Below are 14,775 nucleotides of genomic sequence, written 5' to 3' on the forward strand. Positions count from 1 at the left end.
ACGAATATCGATGAGCGGGCCGGGCAATATTCGCTATAAGGTGGCCGAAGCCGCGAGGCTCGCCGGCGTCTCGGCCTCGACGCTGCGCCTATGGGAAACCCAGGGGCTCGTGGTGCCCGGGCGGTCGGCGACCGGCCATCGGCAATATACCGAGGCGGACCTCGCTCGGCTGAGGCGCATTTCCTGGTTTCGCGCCGAGCGCGGCCTCAACCCGGCCGCAATCCGCGAGGCGCTGGAGGCCGAAGGCGCGGCGAATGACGACTCCGGGCCCGGGCCGGCGGCGGAAGGCAATGCCGACCTCCAGGTCGGGCGCAAATTGAGAAGTCTCAGGCATGCGGCCGGCAAGACGCTGGAACAGGTGGCCGGCGATGTCGGCATCGCGGCATCGGTACTCTCGACGCTCGAGCGAACTTCTCAGGGCGTCTCGATTGCCGTCTTGCACAATCTTGCCGAATATTTCGGCACCACGGTCTCGAGCCTTTCGGGCGAAGACGAGCCGCAGGCACGCGCCCTTGTGCGCGCCGGCGAATGGCGCAAGTGGCCGCGTACGACGCCGGGCGTGACGGTGCAGCTGCTTGCCGAGGGCAAGAACCAGATGGACTGCCACCGCTTCGTGCTGGCGCCCGGCGCTTCGAGCGAAGGAGCCTATCGGCACGAAGGCGAGGAGTTTGTCTATGTGCTTTCCGGGCGCGTCGAGTTCGTGCTGGATTCGGATCAGTTCTACGACCTTCATCCGGGCGACTCCCTCTATTTCGAGAGCCGCCGCCGCCACGCCTGGTCGAACCGCCATGATGGCGAGACCATCCTTCTATGGATCAATACGCCACCGACTTTTTAGGCGGTCCTGCAAAGATTTACGGCTACGACCTCAGGTAAATTGGCGTACCGCTGATGCAGCTTATTAGACGTAGTGCCAATATTCCTACAACCAGCGCCCGATGTGGCCGGTACAGTATCAACTGCAGTTTAGATATATCCTCGTTGCAGGCGAAACACACTTCCGCGGGTTCGTGAGAGTTTGGGGGAATGCTTGCGCAAGGCGTGCCAAAGTTTGGCCCTATTCGGGCATACAGTCGCCCGCAACCGCCTTAACTGTCTTTCATCCACCTGAATTCACCGTTCTTGCGAGAGCAACTGGCGAGGTGGCGGCAAAATTTTTCCGGCCTAGGGAGTGATGCCGCCAGGGAGAGTCCCGCAAAGGTATCACTCGGGGGATGCTCATGCAGATTGCGCGCGACCTACAGTTGGACGGGCTCCGTGCCCTCGCTGTCTCGTTGGTTCTCTACGGCCATTTTTTTGCGGCGGATGGATCCTACTGGGGCCATATCGGCGTGCGGTTGTTTTTCGTGCTGAGCGGCTTCCTGATCACCCGACTGCTACTTGAGGCGCGCGCCGATTCCGCCTTCGAGCCGGCCGTCGCGCTCAAATCCTTCTATGTGCGGCGGGCGCTGCGCATCTTTCCTCCCTATTTCGCGGTACTCGGCTTCGTCTGGATGACCGGGTTGGAAAGTTCCAAGGACGTTCTGGGTTGGCATGCGCTTTACCTTTCCAATTTCTGGTATGCGCTGCAGAACGAGTGGACCCCCTGGGTGCTCTGTCACACCTGGAGCCTGAGCATCGAGGAGCAATTCTACATCGTCTGGCCGCTGGCCGTGCTTCTTGCGCCCAGGCGCTCGGTCGCGGCTATCTGCCTCGGCGTCATCGCCTTCTCGATCGCCTATCGCTTCTACTGGCCGCTGACCGGGACGCCGTCGCTGGCGCGCGATTTGTTGCCGCCGGCCTCGATGGACGCGCTGGCGATTGGCGCGCTTCTGGCCACCAGGCGATCAAGCGGAGAAGCTTGGCCTCGATGGGCTGAGCGAGGCTGGGTGCCGCTCATGGCCATTTCCCTGATCCTCCTGTGGTTTCGCCCGACGCCGAAACCGCCGCTCCTGGAGTGGCTGGCCTGGATGGGGCTCGAAATCTTTCCGCTCCTGCCGCTGGCGCTGCTCGTTGGCAGTTGCTCGCGCGGGACCGGAGGCAATCTTGGCCGCTTTCTCGAATGCGGGCCGATGGTCTCCGTCGGCCGCGTCAGCTATGGCATCTATCTTTACCATGCGATCGTGCTTGCCCTTGTTGTCAAGGCGCAGCCTCTCATTCCCGTCAACGTCTCGGAGCAGGGGCCGGGGCGGCTCCTGGTCGCCGGCGCCGGTACGCTGATCCTTGCTTCGATTTCCTGGATCGCCTTCGAACAACCGCTCAACGCGCTGAAACGGCACTTCCCCTATGTTCGCCGCGGAAGCGTGAAAGGGGAGAATCCGGCGTGCCCACGGGCGCAGGGCGAACGCAATGAAGCCCTCCAGACCTCGGAGGTCCGATAAACATGAGCCGAACCACGTCTAGCCCATTGGTGTCCGTCCTGCTGCCCGTCTACAATGGCGAACCCTACCTCGCTGCAGCGCTCGAGAGCATTCTGCACCAGGATTACAAGCACCTCGAAGTGATTGCGATCGACGACGGATCGACGGATCGTTCGCTGGAAATCCTCGAGACTTATCGAAAAGGGGACGGCCGCCTTTTCATTCTATCGCGGGAGAACCGCGGCCTGATTGCGACCTTGAACGAGGGACTGGCGCTCGCAAGCGGCGAGCTCGTGGCGCGGATGGATGCCGACGATGTCGCCTATCCGTCCCGCATCTCCCGCCAGGTCGCGCTCTTTGAAGAGGAGCCTCGGCTTGCCTTGTGCGGCTCAGGCATCGATACGCTTATCGGCACGCGCATCCTCCGCGGCAAGCCGAGCCCGATATACCGGCGCGAAAGCATGCGCGTCCTGTCGATGTTCTTCACCCTCTTCCTGCACTCGACCGTGGTTTACAATCGGAAGGCAATTCCGGAGGATATGCTCCTCTACGATCCCGATTATCCGCATGCGGAAGACTTCGATCTGTTCCGGCGGATCGCCGATTGTTTTCCGACCGCGATGATCGACGAGCCGCTGGTTGCCTACCGCATCCATGGCGACAGCGTGACGAGCAAGCATCAGCGGCAGATGCGTCAGACACACTTGAAGATCGTCGCTGAAAACCTTGAGCGGGATGGTCTTTTCGATGATGCCGGCCCACTTCGCGAGATTGGAGCCGCGGTGACGACGCAGACGATCGCGGCTGTTTCCGAATTCATGCTCTCGCTGGAACGCAGGATTTGCACCAGCCCGGCCGAGACACGCAAGGCCTACGAAGACGGCATTCTGTGCTTCTTCTACTTTCTCTATCAAATGATCGTCGATGAAGAACGGCCGGAACTGACGCACGATTTCCTGACGCGGACGGGGAAATGGCAGCTCCTCCGGCGCCGGGAGCGGTACGGCCTGCTCGCCGGCGTGCGTGCACCTTGGTGCAGCCGACTCTCCATGGCCGCCACCAGGAAAGTGGATTGGCTGGCACGCTACATGCAGTCCGTGCCAGCGGCAACGATCCTTCCTCAGCAGGGTGCGGTGTGAAATGGCGCTTGAACGTCCGCTGAACCCGAGCAAGACGGTTAACGCTGTTGCGGCGCGCACGCGCACGAGGCCTTACGCAAGCTTCATCGTCTGTACGCGAAACCGCGCGCAGGCGCTTGCGCCCTGCATCCGCTCGATAGAAGCGGCGGGCAGCGCTTATCCTGCGATCACAAGCGAACTCGTGGTGGTCGACAATGGATCGACGGACGACACACCGCGTGAGTTGCGCCGCATCGCCGCGTCTTCAAATATGACGATCACCCTCGTCACCGAGCCGCGCCCGGGCCTTGCGGCCGCACGCAACTCGGGGATGGAGCGGTCCCGCGGACGGATTCTGGTGTTCGTAGATGACGACTGCGAAATAGATCGATCGTACTTGCGTGACCTGGAACGGCATTACGCGTGCAGCGATCAGCGTGTTGTTCGCGGCGGCCGCGTCGAACTCGGTAACGCCTCCGACCAGCCTTTCACAATCAAACGGTCGAAGGTTGCTGCTCGCCTGACCCGCGATGTCCATCCCGGTGGCTTTGTCCTCGGCTGCAACATGACCATGCATCGCGAGGTTGCCGCTCTCATCGGCCACTTCGACGAACGTTTCGGCGCCGGCACGCCGCTCCATTCCGCCGAGGATACCGACTATCTCGTGCGTGCCTTTCAACTCGGCATCCCCGTCGAATACGTTCCGGACATGACGGTCTTTCATCACCACGGACGAAAGTCTCGCGCGGCGATCGAGAAGCTCCACCGAAGCTACAGCCTGGGCAACGGAGCGCTTTGCCTGAAACACCTCCTCAAAGCGCCGTGGCTTCTCCGGCATTTCTTTTGGACGGCCAGATCGGCCTGTGGCCAGGTCTTCGGCGGTCCTCGTTTCGATCCTGAACTGCAACTGTCCCATTGGCCGATCGTCTCGATGAACCTGTTTGGCGCCGCGAAGTTCGCCTATCTCGTCGTAGCAAGCCGGGCCGCGCCGACCGAGTTGCAGCCGATCGAGGAGAGGACACCTGAACTGGAGCGGAGCCGATGATTGTGCGCTTCCTCATGCCTGGCCTGCAGTTTTTGCGCGACGCGCTCGGGCGCCAATTGCACCTGCTTCCATTGGTCGTCGTGCTCGGGCTCGCAAGCGCGGCGCTCGAAGGTGCCGGCATCGGTCTCATCATCCCGATGCTCGGGATTATCGCCGGCAGCGACGATTCTCCCGCGCTGAGCGGCATCTCGGCGATTTTCCAGCAAGTGGGATCGGAGTTTGACAAGGGTGACAGGCTGCTGGCGCTCGCAGTCGCGATCTTGGCGCTGATCGTCCTCAAGAATCTCCTCGCCTTTGCAAACACCATTGTCACCAATTTCATCTATGGGAAGGCGAGCCATTCGATCCGAAGTGCATTGGCCAATCAGCTCTTGCGCATAGGCTACCCGTTTTTCCTGCAACAGAACCCCGGCCGGCTGCTCAACATCGTCTCGAATGAATCCTGGCGGGCGTCCGACGCGATCCAGACCGTGCTCGCGGCCATGGTGAACGCCTCCGCCGCGGTGATCCTTTTGGCGTTCCTGCTGCTCCTGTCCTGGCAGATGACGCTTTTCGTTGCACTCGGTCTGATCCTTGTTCAGGTAGCGCATGCGGCGCTTTCGGCGACCCTCAAGGGACCCAGCCGTAGCGTGACCTCCTTCAACAGCGAGCTTGCGGTGCGAATGCTGCATCTCGTTCATGCGGGACGGCTGATCCGCGTTTTCGGCCAGGAAGACCGGGAGAAGGTGGCGTTCGACTCCGCTTCCGATTCCGTCCGACACGCGGCTTTCGTCCTGCAAACCCGACAGGGCATCCTGCCGCCGCTTACGGAAGTGCTGCATTCAGCGCTTTTCCTGGCGGCCGTCGTCGGTGCCTGGTCCGTCGGCGTCAGCTTTCCGGTGATCGTTGCCTTCGTCGTGCTGCTCTACCGGCTGCAGCCGCATGTGCGTGCCCTGCAAATGTCCTGGAGCCAGATCCAGGGCTGGAGCGGATCACTTGAAGAAGTGCGGTGGCTTCTGGATTCCTCGGACAAGCCGAAGCCGCCGGCCGGCAGCAAGCCGATCGAGGGCCTGCACCGAGACATCACATTCGATCGGGTGACCTTCAGGTATCCGGATTTGGAGGAACGCCCGGTCGTGCTCCGCGCCGCCAGTTTCGGGATCCGCAGGGGCCGTTCGACGGCCCTCATAGGCCGGTCGGGTGCCGGCAAGACGACGATCGTCAATCTCCTGTGCCGCTTCGTCGAGCCTGACGAAGGCCGAATCCTCATCGACGGCGTGCCGCTCGATCAGATCGCTCCGGGCGAATGGCGTCGCCAGATCGCCGTCGCGAGCCAGGACCTGGAGCTCGTGGATGGCACGATCTTCGAGAACATCACCTACGGTCAGGCGGCGACAGTAGCGGAAGTCAAACGCGCGGCCGTACTGGCCGAGGCTCACAGCTTCATCGAAACGCTACCACAAGGCTATCAGACCGTGGTCGGCTACCGGGGAGCCAGTCTCTCGGCCGGGCAGCGCCAGCGCATCGCGCTCGCCAGGGCACTGGTGCGCGATCCGGCAATCCTGATTCTCGACGAGGCGACGAACGCCGTCGACGGGCTGTCGGAAGCCGCGATCGTAGAGACGCTGAAACTGCGCGCCGGCCGGCGTACGACCATTGTGATCAGCCATCACCGAAGCACGATTTCGTTTTGCGACGACGTCGTGGTGCTCGGCGCCGGCCGCGTGAAAAGCCAGACGCCACTTGCCGATGTCGGCTCGCTCAGCATGGACCAGCTCTACGAGCATGAGGCGGAGCGGCAGGGCTAAATCAAGAAAGGAAAAGCCGCGCGCCCTTCAGGGTGCGCGGCTTTTTTCCTCTTGCAACGGCGGTGTCAGGCCACTTTCGCGTAGCGCTTGGCCATATCCTGCAGCTTGAGCACGCGGATATTTGAAGCCTGGCCGGCCGCACGGAATGCCTCGAATCGCTCTTTGCAGACTTCGGTCATGTGCGCGATGGCCGGCTTCAGGTAGTTGCGCGGATCGAAATTGTCCGGATGCTCGATATGGTGCTTGCGGATCTCGCCGGTAAAGGCGAGCCGGAGGTCCGTGTCGATATTGACCTTGCGGACGCCGAGCGGGATGGCCTTCTGGATCTCCGACACCGGCACGCCCCAGGTCTTCTTCATCTTGCCGCCATAGGCGTTGAACAGTTCCTGGAGGTCGGCAGGCACCGAGGACGATCCGTGCATGACGAGGTGGATGTTCGGCAGCCGCCTGTTGATCTTGGCGATCGTCTCGATCGAGAGGATTTCGCCATCGGGCTCGCGCGTGAACTTGTAGGCGCCGTGACTGGTGCCGATCGCCACCGCCAGCGCGTCGACGCCGGTCTTGGAGACGAAGTCGAAAGCCTGGTCGGGGTCGGTCAGCAATTCCTCACGCGAGAGCTTGCCCTCGAAGCCGTGGCCGTCTTCCTTGTCGCCGGCGCCGGTTTCGAGATTGCCGAGGCAGCCAAGCTCGCCTTCGACGGAAACGCCCGCCGCATGGGCGATCTTCACCACTTCGGCCGTGACCGCCACATTGTAATCGTAGCTGGCGACGGTCTTGCCGTTCTTTTCCAGCGAGCCATCCATCATCACCGAGGTAAAGCCGTTGGTGATCGCCGAAATGCAGGTCGAAGGCTGATCGCCGTGGTCGAGATGCAGACAGACCGGGATATGCGGATATTCTTCCGCGGCGCCGAGGATCAGGTGGCGCAGGAAGGCGTCGCCCGCATAGGCGCGCGCGCCGCGGCTTGCCTGGAGGATCACCGGGGAGTCGGTCGCGTCGGCGGCACGCATGACCGCCTGGATATATTCGAGATTGTTCACATTGAAGGCCGGCAGCGCATAGTTATTCTCCGCCGCATGGTCGAGCAGTTGCCGCAATGTGATCAATGCCATTCGAAATCTCCCTGATGCTGGTGCGCCTCACTCCAGGCGCCGTGAATTAAGCGGCCACTCGCCGCCACAGTGCGCCCTCGTTCGCCGGCGGCGCGGGGCGTGCTCCGATGCCTCCGGAACCGGCGTATCGGCCCAAGTCAGACGCACAATAATTGATGCAGACCTTTTGGCAACCGGCACAAGGGGCGGGGCGGACAGTTGATTGACGTGCGTCAGGGCAATTTGCTGTGGATGAAAAGCCGCCCTGCGAAAAATCAGGACATTCGCTTTCTAGTTGGTGGTGGCGGCGGCGGAGAACTCCGGTGGGAACGACGCTTTCGGCATCCCGGCTCTCATCCTGCGTAGACCCGTCGCCTGGTTGCGGGTAACCCCGTCGGGCGACACGCAACGCGCGCACCCCGCAAAAAGATTGCGAAAGGCATTTCAAATTTTTCCGCATATTACGTAAAGTGCCATTTCCATTCATGAAGTTTGCATGGAGCCGTGATCTTGCCTCCACAGGAGAGCAGGGGGCTCGAATTCTCTCTCTGATCTAAATCGTTGCAGTTGCGGGTTTCCGGCGCATAATTCGCGAGCTAATCATCTCAAATAGCCGATGGAATCCGTCGCAAGGGTCTAATGCAACTAGAACGATTATCAGAGTTTCATTTTATAAAGGAGGGTGCAAAATCGCCTTGCCTTTGGTGAGAATTTGCACTTCTCTCCTGCGATCAACCACACTCAAAACGAGGGGAAGGAGAAGAAAAATGGCTTCATTGAAACTCAACCTCAGCGCTGCCGCGCTCATCGGCTCGCTGCTTATCGGTGCAAGCCCGGCGCTCGCTGAGGCTGTGTTGCATCGCGGCAATGCCGGCGAGCCGCAGACGCTCGACCAGGCGCACACGTCCATCAACATCGAGGAATTCATCCTCAAGGATCTCTATGAAGGTCTGACTATCTACGATGCCGCCGGCAAGATCGTGCCGGGTGCCGCCGAAAGCTGGGAGCTTTCGGATGACGGCGTCGTCTATACGTTCAAGCTGCGCGCCGATGCCAAGTGGTCGGACGGCTCGCCGGTGACCGCCGAGGACTTCGCCTTCTCGTTCCGCCGCGTCGAGGATCCGAAGACGGCCGCCGAGTACGCCAACATTCTCTTCCCGATTAAGAATGCCGAGAAGGTCAACAAGGGTGAAGTGCCGGTCGACCAGCTCGGCGTGAAGGCCGTCGACGAAAAGACGCTCGAAGTCACCCTCGAGCGGCCGACGCCCTTCTTCCTGGAACTGCTTGCGCACCAGACCGCTCTTCCGGTCAGCAAGGCGAGCGTCGAGAAGAACGCAGCCGATTTCGTCAAGCCGGGCGTAATGGTCTCGAACGGCGCCTTCCGGCTGACGGCGCATGTGCCGAACGACAGCCTGACGGTCGAGAAGAATGCGAGCTATTGGGATGCCGCCAACGTCAAGCTCGACAAGGTAATCTTCTACCCGATCGACGACCAGGCTGCCTCGGTGCGCCGCTTCGAGGCGAAGGAAATGGACCTCGCCTATAACTTCTCGGCCGACCAGATCGAGCGGCTGCGCACGTCCTATGGCGACCAGGTGCATGTCTCGCCGACGCTTGCCACCTATTACTACGCCTTCGACACGCGCCAGGAGCCCTATAACGATGTCCGCGTCCGCCGGGCGCTGTCGATGGCGGTCGACCGCGACTTCCTCGCCAAGGAAATCTACAGCGGCTCGCAGATCCCCTCCTATTCGATGGTGCCCCCGGGTATCGAAGGCTACGGCGATCCTGCCAAGGCGGACTTCGCGGATAAATCGCAGCTTGATCGCGAAGACGAGGCGATCAAGCTGATGAAGGAAGCCGGCTACGGCGAGGGCGGCAAGCCGCTGAACATCGAGATCCGCTACAACACCAACCCGAACCACGAACGCGTTGCGACGGCGGTCGCCGACATGTGGAAGAACACCTTCGGGGCCAAGGTCTCGCTCGTCAATCTCGATGTCTCGTCGCACTACGCCTACCTGCAGGAAGGCGGCAAGTTCAATGTCGCCCGTGCCGGCTGGGTTGCCGACTACGCGGATGCGGAGAACTTCCTGGCGCTGAGCCTCAGCACCAACAAGACCTTCAATTATGGCCACTTCGAAAACGCCGAATACGATGCGTTGATGAAGAAGTCCTATGAAGAGCAGGATCCGGCGGCGCGCTCGAAATTCCTTCATGAAGCCGAGACGCTGCTGATGAAGGAGCAGCCAATTGCGCCGTTCCTCACCCAGGCGGACCTGTGGCTCGTGTCGAGCCGCGTCAAGGGCTGGCAGGACAATGCGCCGAATGCGCATCTGAGCAAGTTCCTGTCGATCGCCGAGTAACGAAATGAGGCGACGCGCGGCAGCCCGCGCGTCGCCTCCGGAGCCAAGTCCATGATCTCCTTCGTCCTTCGCCGGCTGGCGAGCGCGGTGCCGACGCTGTTCATCGTCGTCACCATATCCTTCTTTCTGATGCGGTTTGCCCCAGGAGGCCCCTTCAATCTCGAGCGTCCTCTTCCTCCATCGACGATGGAGAACCTGATGAGGACCTATCATCTCGACCAGCCGCTCTGGCGCCAATACCTGATCTATCTCAGCAATGCGGTAACCGGCGACTTCGGCCCGAGCTATATCTACCATGACAACAATGTCGCGCAGCTGATCGGCAAGGGCCTGCCCTATTCGATGGAACTCGGCTTCTACGCGCTGATATTGGCCGTCGTCGGCGGCGTCATCGCCGGCACGATCGCCGCGCTCAGGCAGAACAGCTTTCTCGATTTCGCCGTGATGTCCATTTCGACGGTCGGTGTCACCGTGCCGAATTTCGTCGTCGGCCCCGTGCTGACCCTCATTTTTGCGATCATGCTGTCGTGGCTTCCGGCCGGGGGCTGGGGCGACGGATCGTTTCGCTTCCTGATCCTGCCGATGATCGCGCTGGCTCTGCCGCAGCTTGCCGTCTTCGCACGGCTGACGCGCGGCTCGATGATCGAGGCGCTTCATACGGATCACATTCGAACCGCCAAGGCCTATGGCTTGCCGTCCCGCGTCGTCGTCGTCACCCATGCTATGCGCGGCGCCATGCTGCCGGTCGTTTCCTATCTGGCGCCTTGCGCGGCGGCGCTGCTCACCGGTTCCGCGGTCGTCGAGACGATCTTCACCATTCCAGGCGTCGGCCGCTACTTCGTGCTCGGCGCGATCAATCGCGACTATACGCTCGTCATGGGTACGGTGGTCCTCATCGCCATCTTCGTCATCGTTTTCAATCTCCTGGTCGATATTCTCTACGGCCTGCTCGATCCGAGGGTTCGCCATGACTGATATCGTCCAGGTCCCCGCGATCTCGCCGGAGACAAAAGGGCGCAGCCTCTTCCAACTCGCTGCGCTGCGCTTCCGCCGCAACCGCGCCGCCATGGCGGGCTGCGTCATGCTGGCACTGATCGCGCTCTTCTCCTTCGTCGGGCCCTTCTTCTCCCCGCACAGCTACGATCAGGTCTTCCCGTCCTATGTGTCGATCGGCCCGAGCCTCGAGCCGCGGCCGGACACCTCGACGCTGCAGGAGGTCATGGAAAGTGTGGCGGCGCGCGCCCGCGTGACGCTCGAGGATTTCAAAGTCGAGGGTGAAGCCTTCACCGCCACGGTCAGCTCCGAGGAGCCGATCGATCCGCGCGCCACTCGCTACTTCGACCGGGCGAACGAGTTCGAGCACACCAAGGTCGTCGCGACCGAGGACGATGGCCGTCGGCTGAAGCTCGAGGGCCAGGTCGATCGCGAATATTTCCCGTTCGGCACGGACTCCAACGGCCGCGACCTGCTCGTCCGCGTCATGCTGGGCGGTCAGATCTCGATTGCCGTGGGGCTGCTCGCCAGCCTCGTCTCGCTCGGCATCGGCGTCGTCTACGGTGCGACATCCGGCTATGTCGGCGGGCGCGTCGACAACGTCATGATGCGCTTCGTCGAGATCCTCTACTCGCTGCCCTTCGTCTTTCTCGTCGTCGTGCTGGTCGTCTTCTTCGGCCGCAGCTTCATCCTGATCTTCCTGGTGATCGGCGCCGTCGAGTGGCTGGACATGGCACGCATCGTGCGTGGCCAGACACTTGCCTTGAAGCGCCGCGAATTCGTGGGTGCGGCGCAGGCGCTGGGATTGACCGACTGGCAGATCATTCGCCGGCATATCATCCCGAATACGATCGGCCCGGTCATCGTCTTCGTCACGGTCGTGGTGCCGAAAGTGATCCTGCTCGAAAGCTTCCTGTCGTTCCTCGGCCTTGGCGTGCAGGCGCCGCTGACGAGCTGGGGCGCGCTGATCTCCGAAGGGGCAAACAACATCCAATCGGCGCCGTGGCTGCTCATCTTCCCGGCCATCTTCTTCGTCGTCACGCTGTTCTCGCTGAACTTCGTCGGCGACGGTCTGCGCGATGCGCTCGATCCCAAGGACCGCTGACATGGCAGAAACCAAGGATTCCATTCTCGCCGTCCGTGGCCTCACGGTGGATTTTTCCACCCCGGACGGCACGGTCGAAGCCGTCAAGGGCATCGATCTCGACGTCAATGCGGGAGAAACGCTGGCGGTCGTCGGTGAATCCGGCTCGGGCAAGAGCCAGACGATGATGGGCATCATGGGGCTTTTGGCGAAGAACGGCACGGTTTCCGGATCGGCGCGCTACCGCGGCCAGGAACTAATCGGGCTGCCGCCAAAGGCACTCAACGACGTACGCGGGTCGAAGATCACCATGATCTTTCAGGAGCCGATGACCTCGCTCGATCCGCTCTACACGATCGGCAGGCAGATCGCCGAACCGATCGTCCATCACCGCGGCGGCACGTTCAAAGAGGCGAAGAAGCGGGTGCTCGAACTGCTGGAACTGGTCGGCATTCCCGAGCCTGCGCGCCGCATCGACAGCTATCCGCACGAGCTTTCAGGCGGCCAGCGTCAGCGCGTGATGATCGCCATGGCGCTTGCCAACGAGCCGGACATTTTGATCGCCGACGAGCCGACGACGGCGCTCGACGTCACCATCCAGGCACAGATCCTTCAACTGCTGAAATCGCTGCAGAAGCGCTTCGGAATGGCGATCGTGCTGATCACGCATGACCTCGGCATCGTCAAGCACTTCGCCGAGCGCGTCGCGGTGATGCGGCGCGGCGAGGTGGTCGAAGAGGGGAGAACGACGGAGATTTTCGAGCGCCCTAAGGCGGACTACACGAAGATGCTGCTCGCCGCCGAGCCGAGCGGCAGCAAGGCGCCGCCGCCGGGCCATGCGCCTATCATTCTCGAGGGCCGCGACGTTGCGGTGGAATACGCTATCGGCAAGGGCCTCTTCGGCGGTTCGTCCGCCGTCTTCCGGGCCGTCGATGGCGTCAACCTGCGCCTGCGGCAGGGCCAGACGATCGGCATCGTCGGCGAGTCCGGATCGGGAAAATCGACGCTGGGGCGGGCGCTGCTGCGATTGCTGCCGAGCAACGGTTCCTACCGCTTCGGCACGACCGACATTTCAGGCTTCGACCGCAGCACGATGCGGCCCCTGCGCCGCGAGCTCCAGCTCGTCTTTCAAGATCCCTACGGCTCGCTTTCGCCGCGCCTGACGGTGGGCGAGATCATCACCGAGGGTCTCTATGTGCATGAGCCGGGGCTCGGCCGTGCGGAGCGCGACCGGCGCGCCATTGCCGCCTTGAAGGAGGTCGGCCTCGACCCTGCCTCGCGCAACCGCTATCCGCACGAATTCTCGGGCGGCCAACGTCAGCGGATTGCCATAGCCCGGGCGATGATACTGAAGCCAAGGGTGGTGATCCTCGACGAGCCGACTTCGGCGCTCGACCGCTCGGTACAGGGCCAAGTGATCGAACTGCTCCGCGACCTGCAGGGCAAGCACGGCCTTTCCTACATCTTCATCAGCCACGACCTTTCGGTCGTTAAGGCGATGTCGGACTATGTGATCGTCATGAAGAACGGCCGCATCATCGAAGAGGGGGAAACGGACGCGATATTCGAAACGCCGAGGGAGCCATATACCAAGACGCTGATCGGCGCGGCCTTTAACGTGTGACCAGGCGCCTCGGCGCGAATTCGATCGTGCCGAATTGAACGACGATTGAAATGTCCACCGCAGGTCATGCCACGCTTCGTCAGGGCCGCGTCGACCCGGGCTGACCTTCGCGGTGAGGCCGCCCGTCCTACTTCATGAACTCGCGGATCTTGTAGGCGACCTCCGTACGATTGGTCGCATTCAGCTTCTTCATGATGTTGCGAATGTGGACCTTCACCGTGCTTTCGCACAGGTCCATTTCATAGGCGATGATCTTGTTGGGCTTGCCACGCTGCAGGGCCTCGGCGACTTCGAGCTCGCGGGGCGTGAAGCAACTGTCGGAACCACGCGCGCCGTTGACGACGGAGTTGATCGTTTCGCGCATCGTCAGGATGCTGCTGGCAGGAACGAAGACACCGCCGGCGCGTGCAAGTGCGATCGCCTCAGCAGCGACATTGATACCTACATTGCTCGGAATGTATCCGCGGGCACCGCACTCCAGCGCCTTGAGGATTTGCCCGAGTTCGTCGGTCTCGGCAACGACGATCACCGGGCTGAATTTGAACTTCTCGACGAGGTTCTCGATCGTCTCGCAGACCCCCGGTTCGCCGATCTTGCTGCCGCCGACGATCAGCAGCACGGCGGAGGGATCGGTCTGCAGATTGCGGCGCCGCCATTCCTCAAGCGAACCGACCGTCATGACGCTGAGCGTGGGATCGTAGCCCAGCAAGCTCTTTGAGAGGCACTCCCGGTCCAGGGCGCGTGGATCGATGAGCAGGATGTAGTCCGCATGCTCCTCGTGGCCGATCACGTCCGAATCAGACAAATCTGAAGGCGAACAAGAGTCGAGCCTCGGAAACGTTGCATGTCTTTTCGTTGCGGTTCTTCCGGCAGTCGCGGACAGGATATACATTAATCTTTCTCCCTTTGTTTTTAAAATTGATTAGTAATGGCAATTAACGAGTATGGCTCAACATGCCTGCCGATCTCGTCAGTCTTTTTGGTTGGCTTCGCGATCAGATCACACCTGGGGCCTTCCGCATCAACTATAGCTTGTCGCGTTCTATCGGAGGACAACGTCCAGCCATTTCGCCGCGCAGAGCGTATTCGATGACGGGGCGCGTGCCCTTGGCGAGAATCTTGCGGCTGACGCTCCAACCGGAGACGAGGTAGAAGACACAGGATCGGCGGCCCGGCCCGACAGGATCGAACCGGCCGCGAGAACGCTTTCGTGCCGTCGTGAATTCCGGGCTAGCCAGAGTCACATCGAAACACCGGGGCTCGCCGAATGCCGGCACCCCGGATAATGCCTCAAGTCGCCGCGCCATAAGGCACACACTCTCTTCGGT

The 14,775-nt window shown here is 61.6% G+C and carries 11 protein-coding genes; 9 read left to right on the forward strand and 2 right to left on the reverse strand.

The genetic code is table 11. From position 1 onward, the window contains the following. The first annotated feature begins 10 nt into the window (after positions 1 to 10). From ATC00_RS03735 to ATC00_RS03755, 5 genes are all read left to right on the forward strand, one after another. Positions 11 to 838, forward strand: coding sequence for a MerR family transcriptional regulator (locus ATC00_RS03735; protein ID WP_064251995.1), 828 nt, complete (start codon positions 11 to 13; stop codon positions 836 to 838). A 382-nt stretch (positions 839 to 1,220) separates the two neighbouring features. Continuing rightward, a complete protein-coding gene (locus ATC00_RS03740) occupies positions 1,221 to 2,360 on the forward strand; it encodes an acyltransferase family protein (protein ID WP_064252062.1) in 1,140 nt (379 codons plus the stop codon). Positions 2,361 to 2,362: 2 nt separating this feature from the next. Beyond that, positions 2,363 to 3,478, forward strand: coding sequence for a glycosyltransferase family 2 protein (locus tag ATC00_RS03745; RefSeq protein ID WP_064251996.1), 1,116 nt, complete (start codon positions 2,363 to 2,365; stop codon positions 3,476 to 3,478). Between the two features lies 1 nt (position 3,479). Further along, positions 3,480 to 4,502, forward strand: a complete 1,023-nt coding sequence (locus ATC00_RS03750) for a glycosyltransferase family 2 protein (RefSeq protein WP_064251997.1) — start codon at positions 3,480 to 3,482, stop codon at positions 4,500 to 4,502. Continuing rightward, entirely contained in the window at positions 4,502 to 6,289 is a 1,788-nt protein-coding gene (locus ATC00_RS03755) for an ABC transporter ATP-binding protein (RefSeq protein WP_064252063.1), read from the forward strand. The genes ATC00_RS03750 and ATC00_RS03755 overlap by 1 nt, the downstream gene beginning before the upstream one ends. A 65-nt stretch (positions 6,290 to 6,354) precedes the next feature. On the opposite strand, the gene fba is transcribed toward ATC00_RS03755, so the two are convergent. Beyond that, positions 6,355 to 7,401: a class II fructose-bisphosphate aldolase gene (gene fba / locus ATC00_RS03760; RefSeq protein ID WP_064251998.1), complete on the reverse strand. Its 1,047-nt coding sequence runs from the start codon at positions 7,399 to 7,401 to the stop codon at positions 6,355 to 6,357. 746 nt (positions 7,402 to 8,147) lie between these two features. Between fba and ATC00_RS03765 the strand changes: the two genes are divergently transcribed. From ATC00_RS03765 to ATC00_RS03780, 4 genes are read left to right on the forward strand one after another with little or no spacing between them, the layout of a single operon-like run. Continuing rightward, positions 8,148 to 9,746: a peptide ABC transporter substrate-binding protein gene (locus ATC00_RS03765; protein WP_064251999.1), complete on the forward strand. Its 1,599-nt coding sequence runs from the start codon at positions 8,148 to 8,150 to the stop codon at positions 9,744 to 9,746. Between the two features lie 51 nt (positions 9,747 to 9,797). Further along, a complete protein-coding gene (gene oppB, locus ATC00_RS03770; protein WP_037384901.1) occupies positions 9,798 to 10,721 on the forward strand; it encodes an oligopeptide ABC transporter permease OppB in 924 nt (307 codons plus the stop codon). Further along, a complete protein-coding gene (locus tag ATC00_RS03775) occupies positions 10,714 to 11,844 on the forward strand; it encodes an ABC transporter permease (protein ID WP_064252000.1) in 1,131 nt (376 codons plus the stop codon). Before oppB ends, ATC00_RS03775 begins: the two co-directional genes overlap by 8 nt. Position 11,845: 1 nt before the next feature. Continuing rightward, complete coding sequence (locus ATC00_RS03780) at positions 11,846 to 13,447, forward strand: ABC transporter ATP-binding protein (protein ID WP_064252001.1); 1,602 nt, start codon at positions 11,846 to 11,848, stop codon at positions 13,445 to 13,447. Positions 13,448 to 13,574: 127 nt separating this feature from the next. Here the strand turns inward: ATC00_RS03780 and ATC00_RS03785 are convergent, their stop codons facing one another. After that, a complete protein-coding gene (locus ATC00_RS03785) occupies positions 13,575 to 14,237 on the reverse strand; it encodes a response regulator transcription factor (protein WP_234782253.1) in 663 nt (220 codons plus the stop codon). Positions 14,238 to 14,775: the final 538 nt, after the last annotated feature.

The sequence above is a fragment of the Sinorhizobium americanum genome, assembly GCF_001651855.1.
GTDB lineage: Bacteria > Pseudomonadota > Alphaproteobacteria > Rhizobiales > Rhizobiaceae > Sinorhizobium > Sinorhizobium americanum.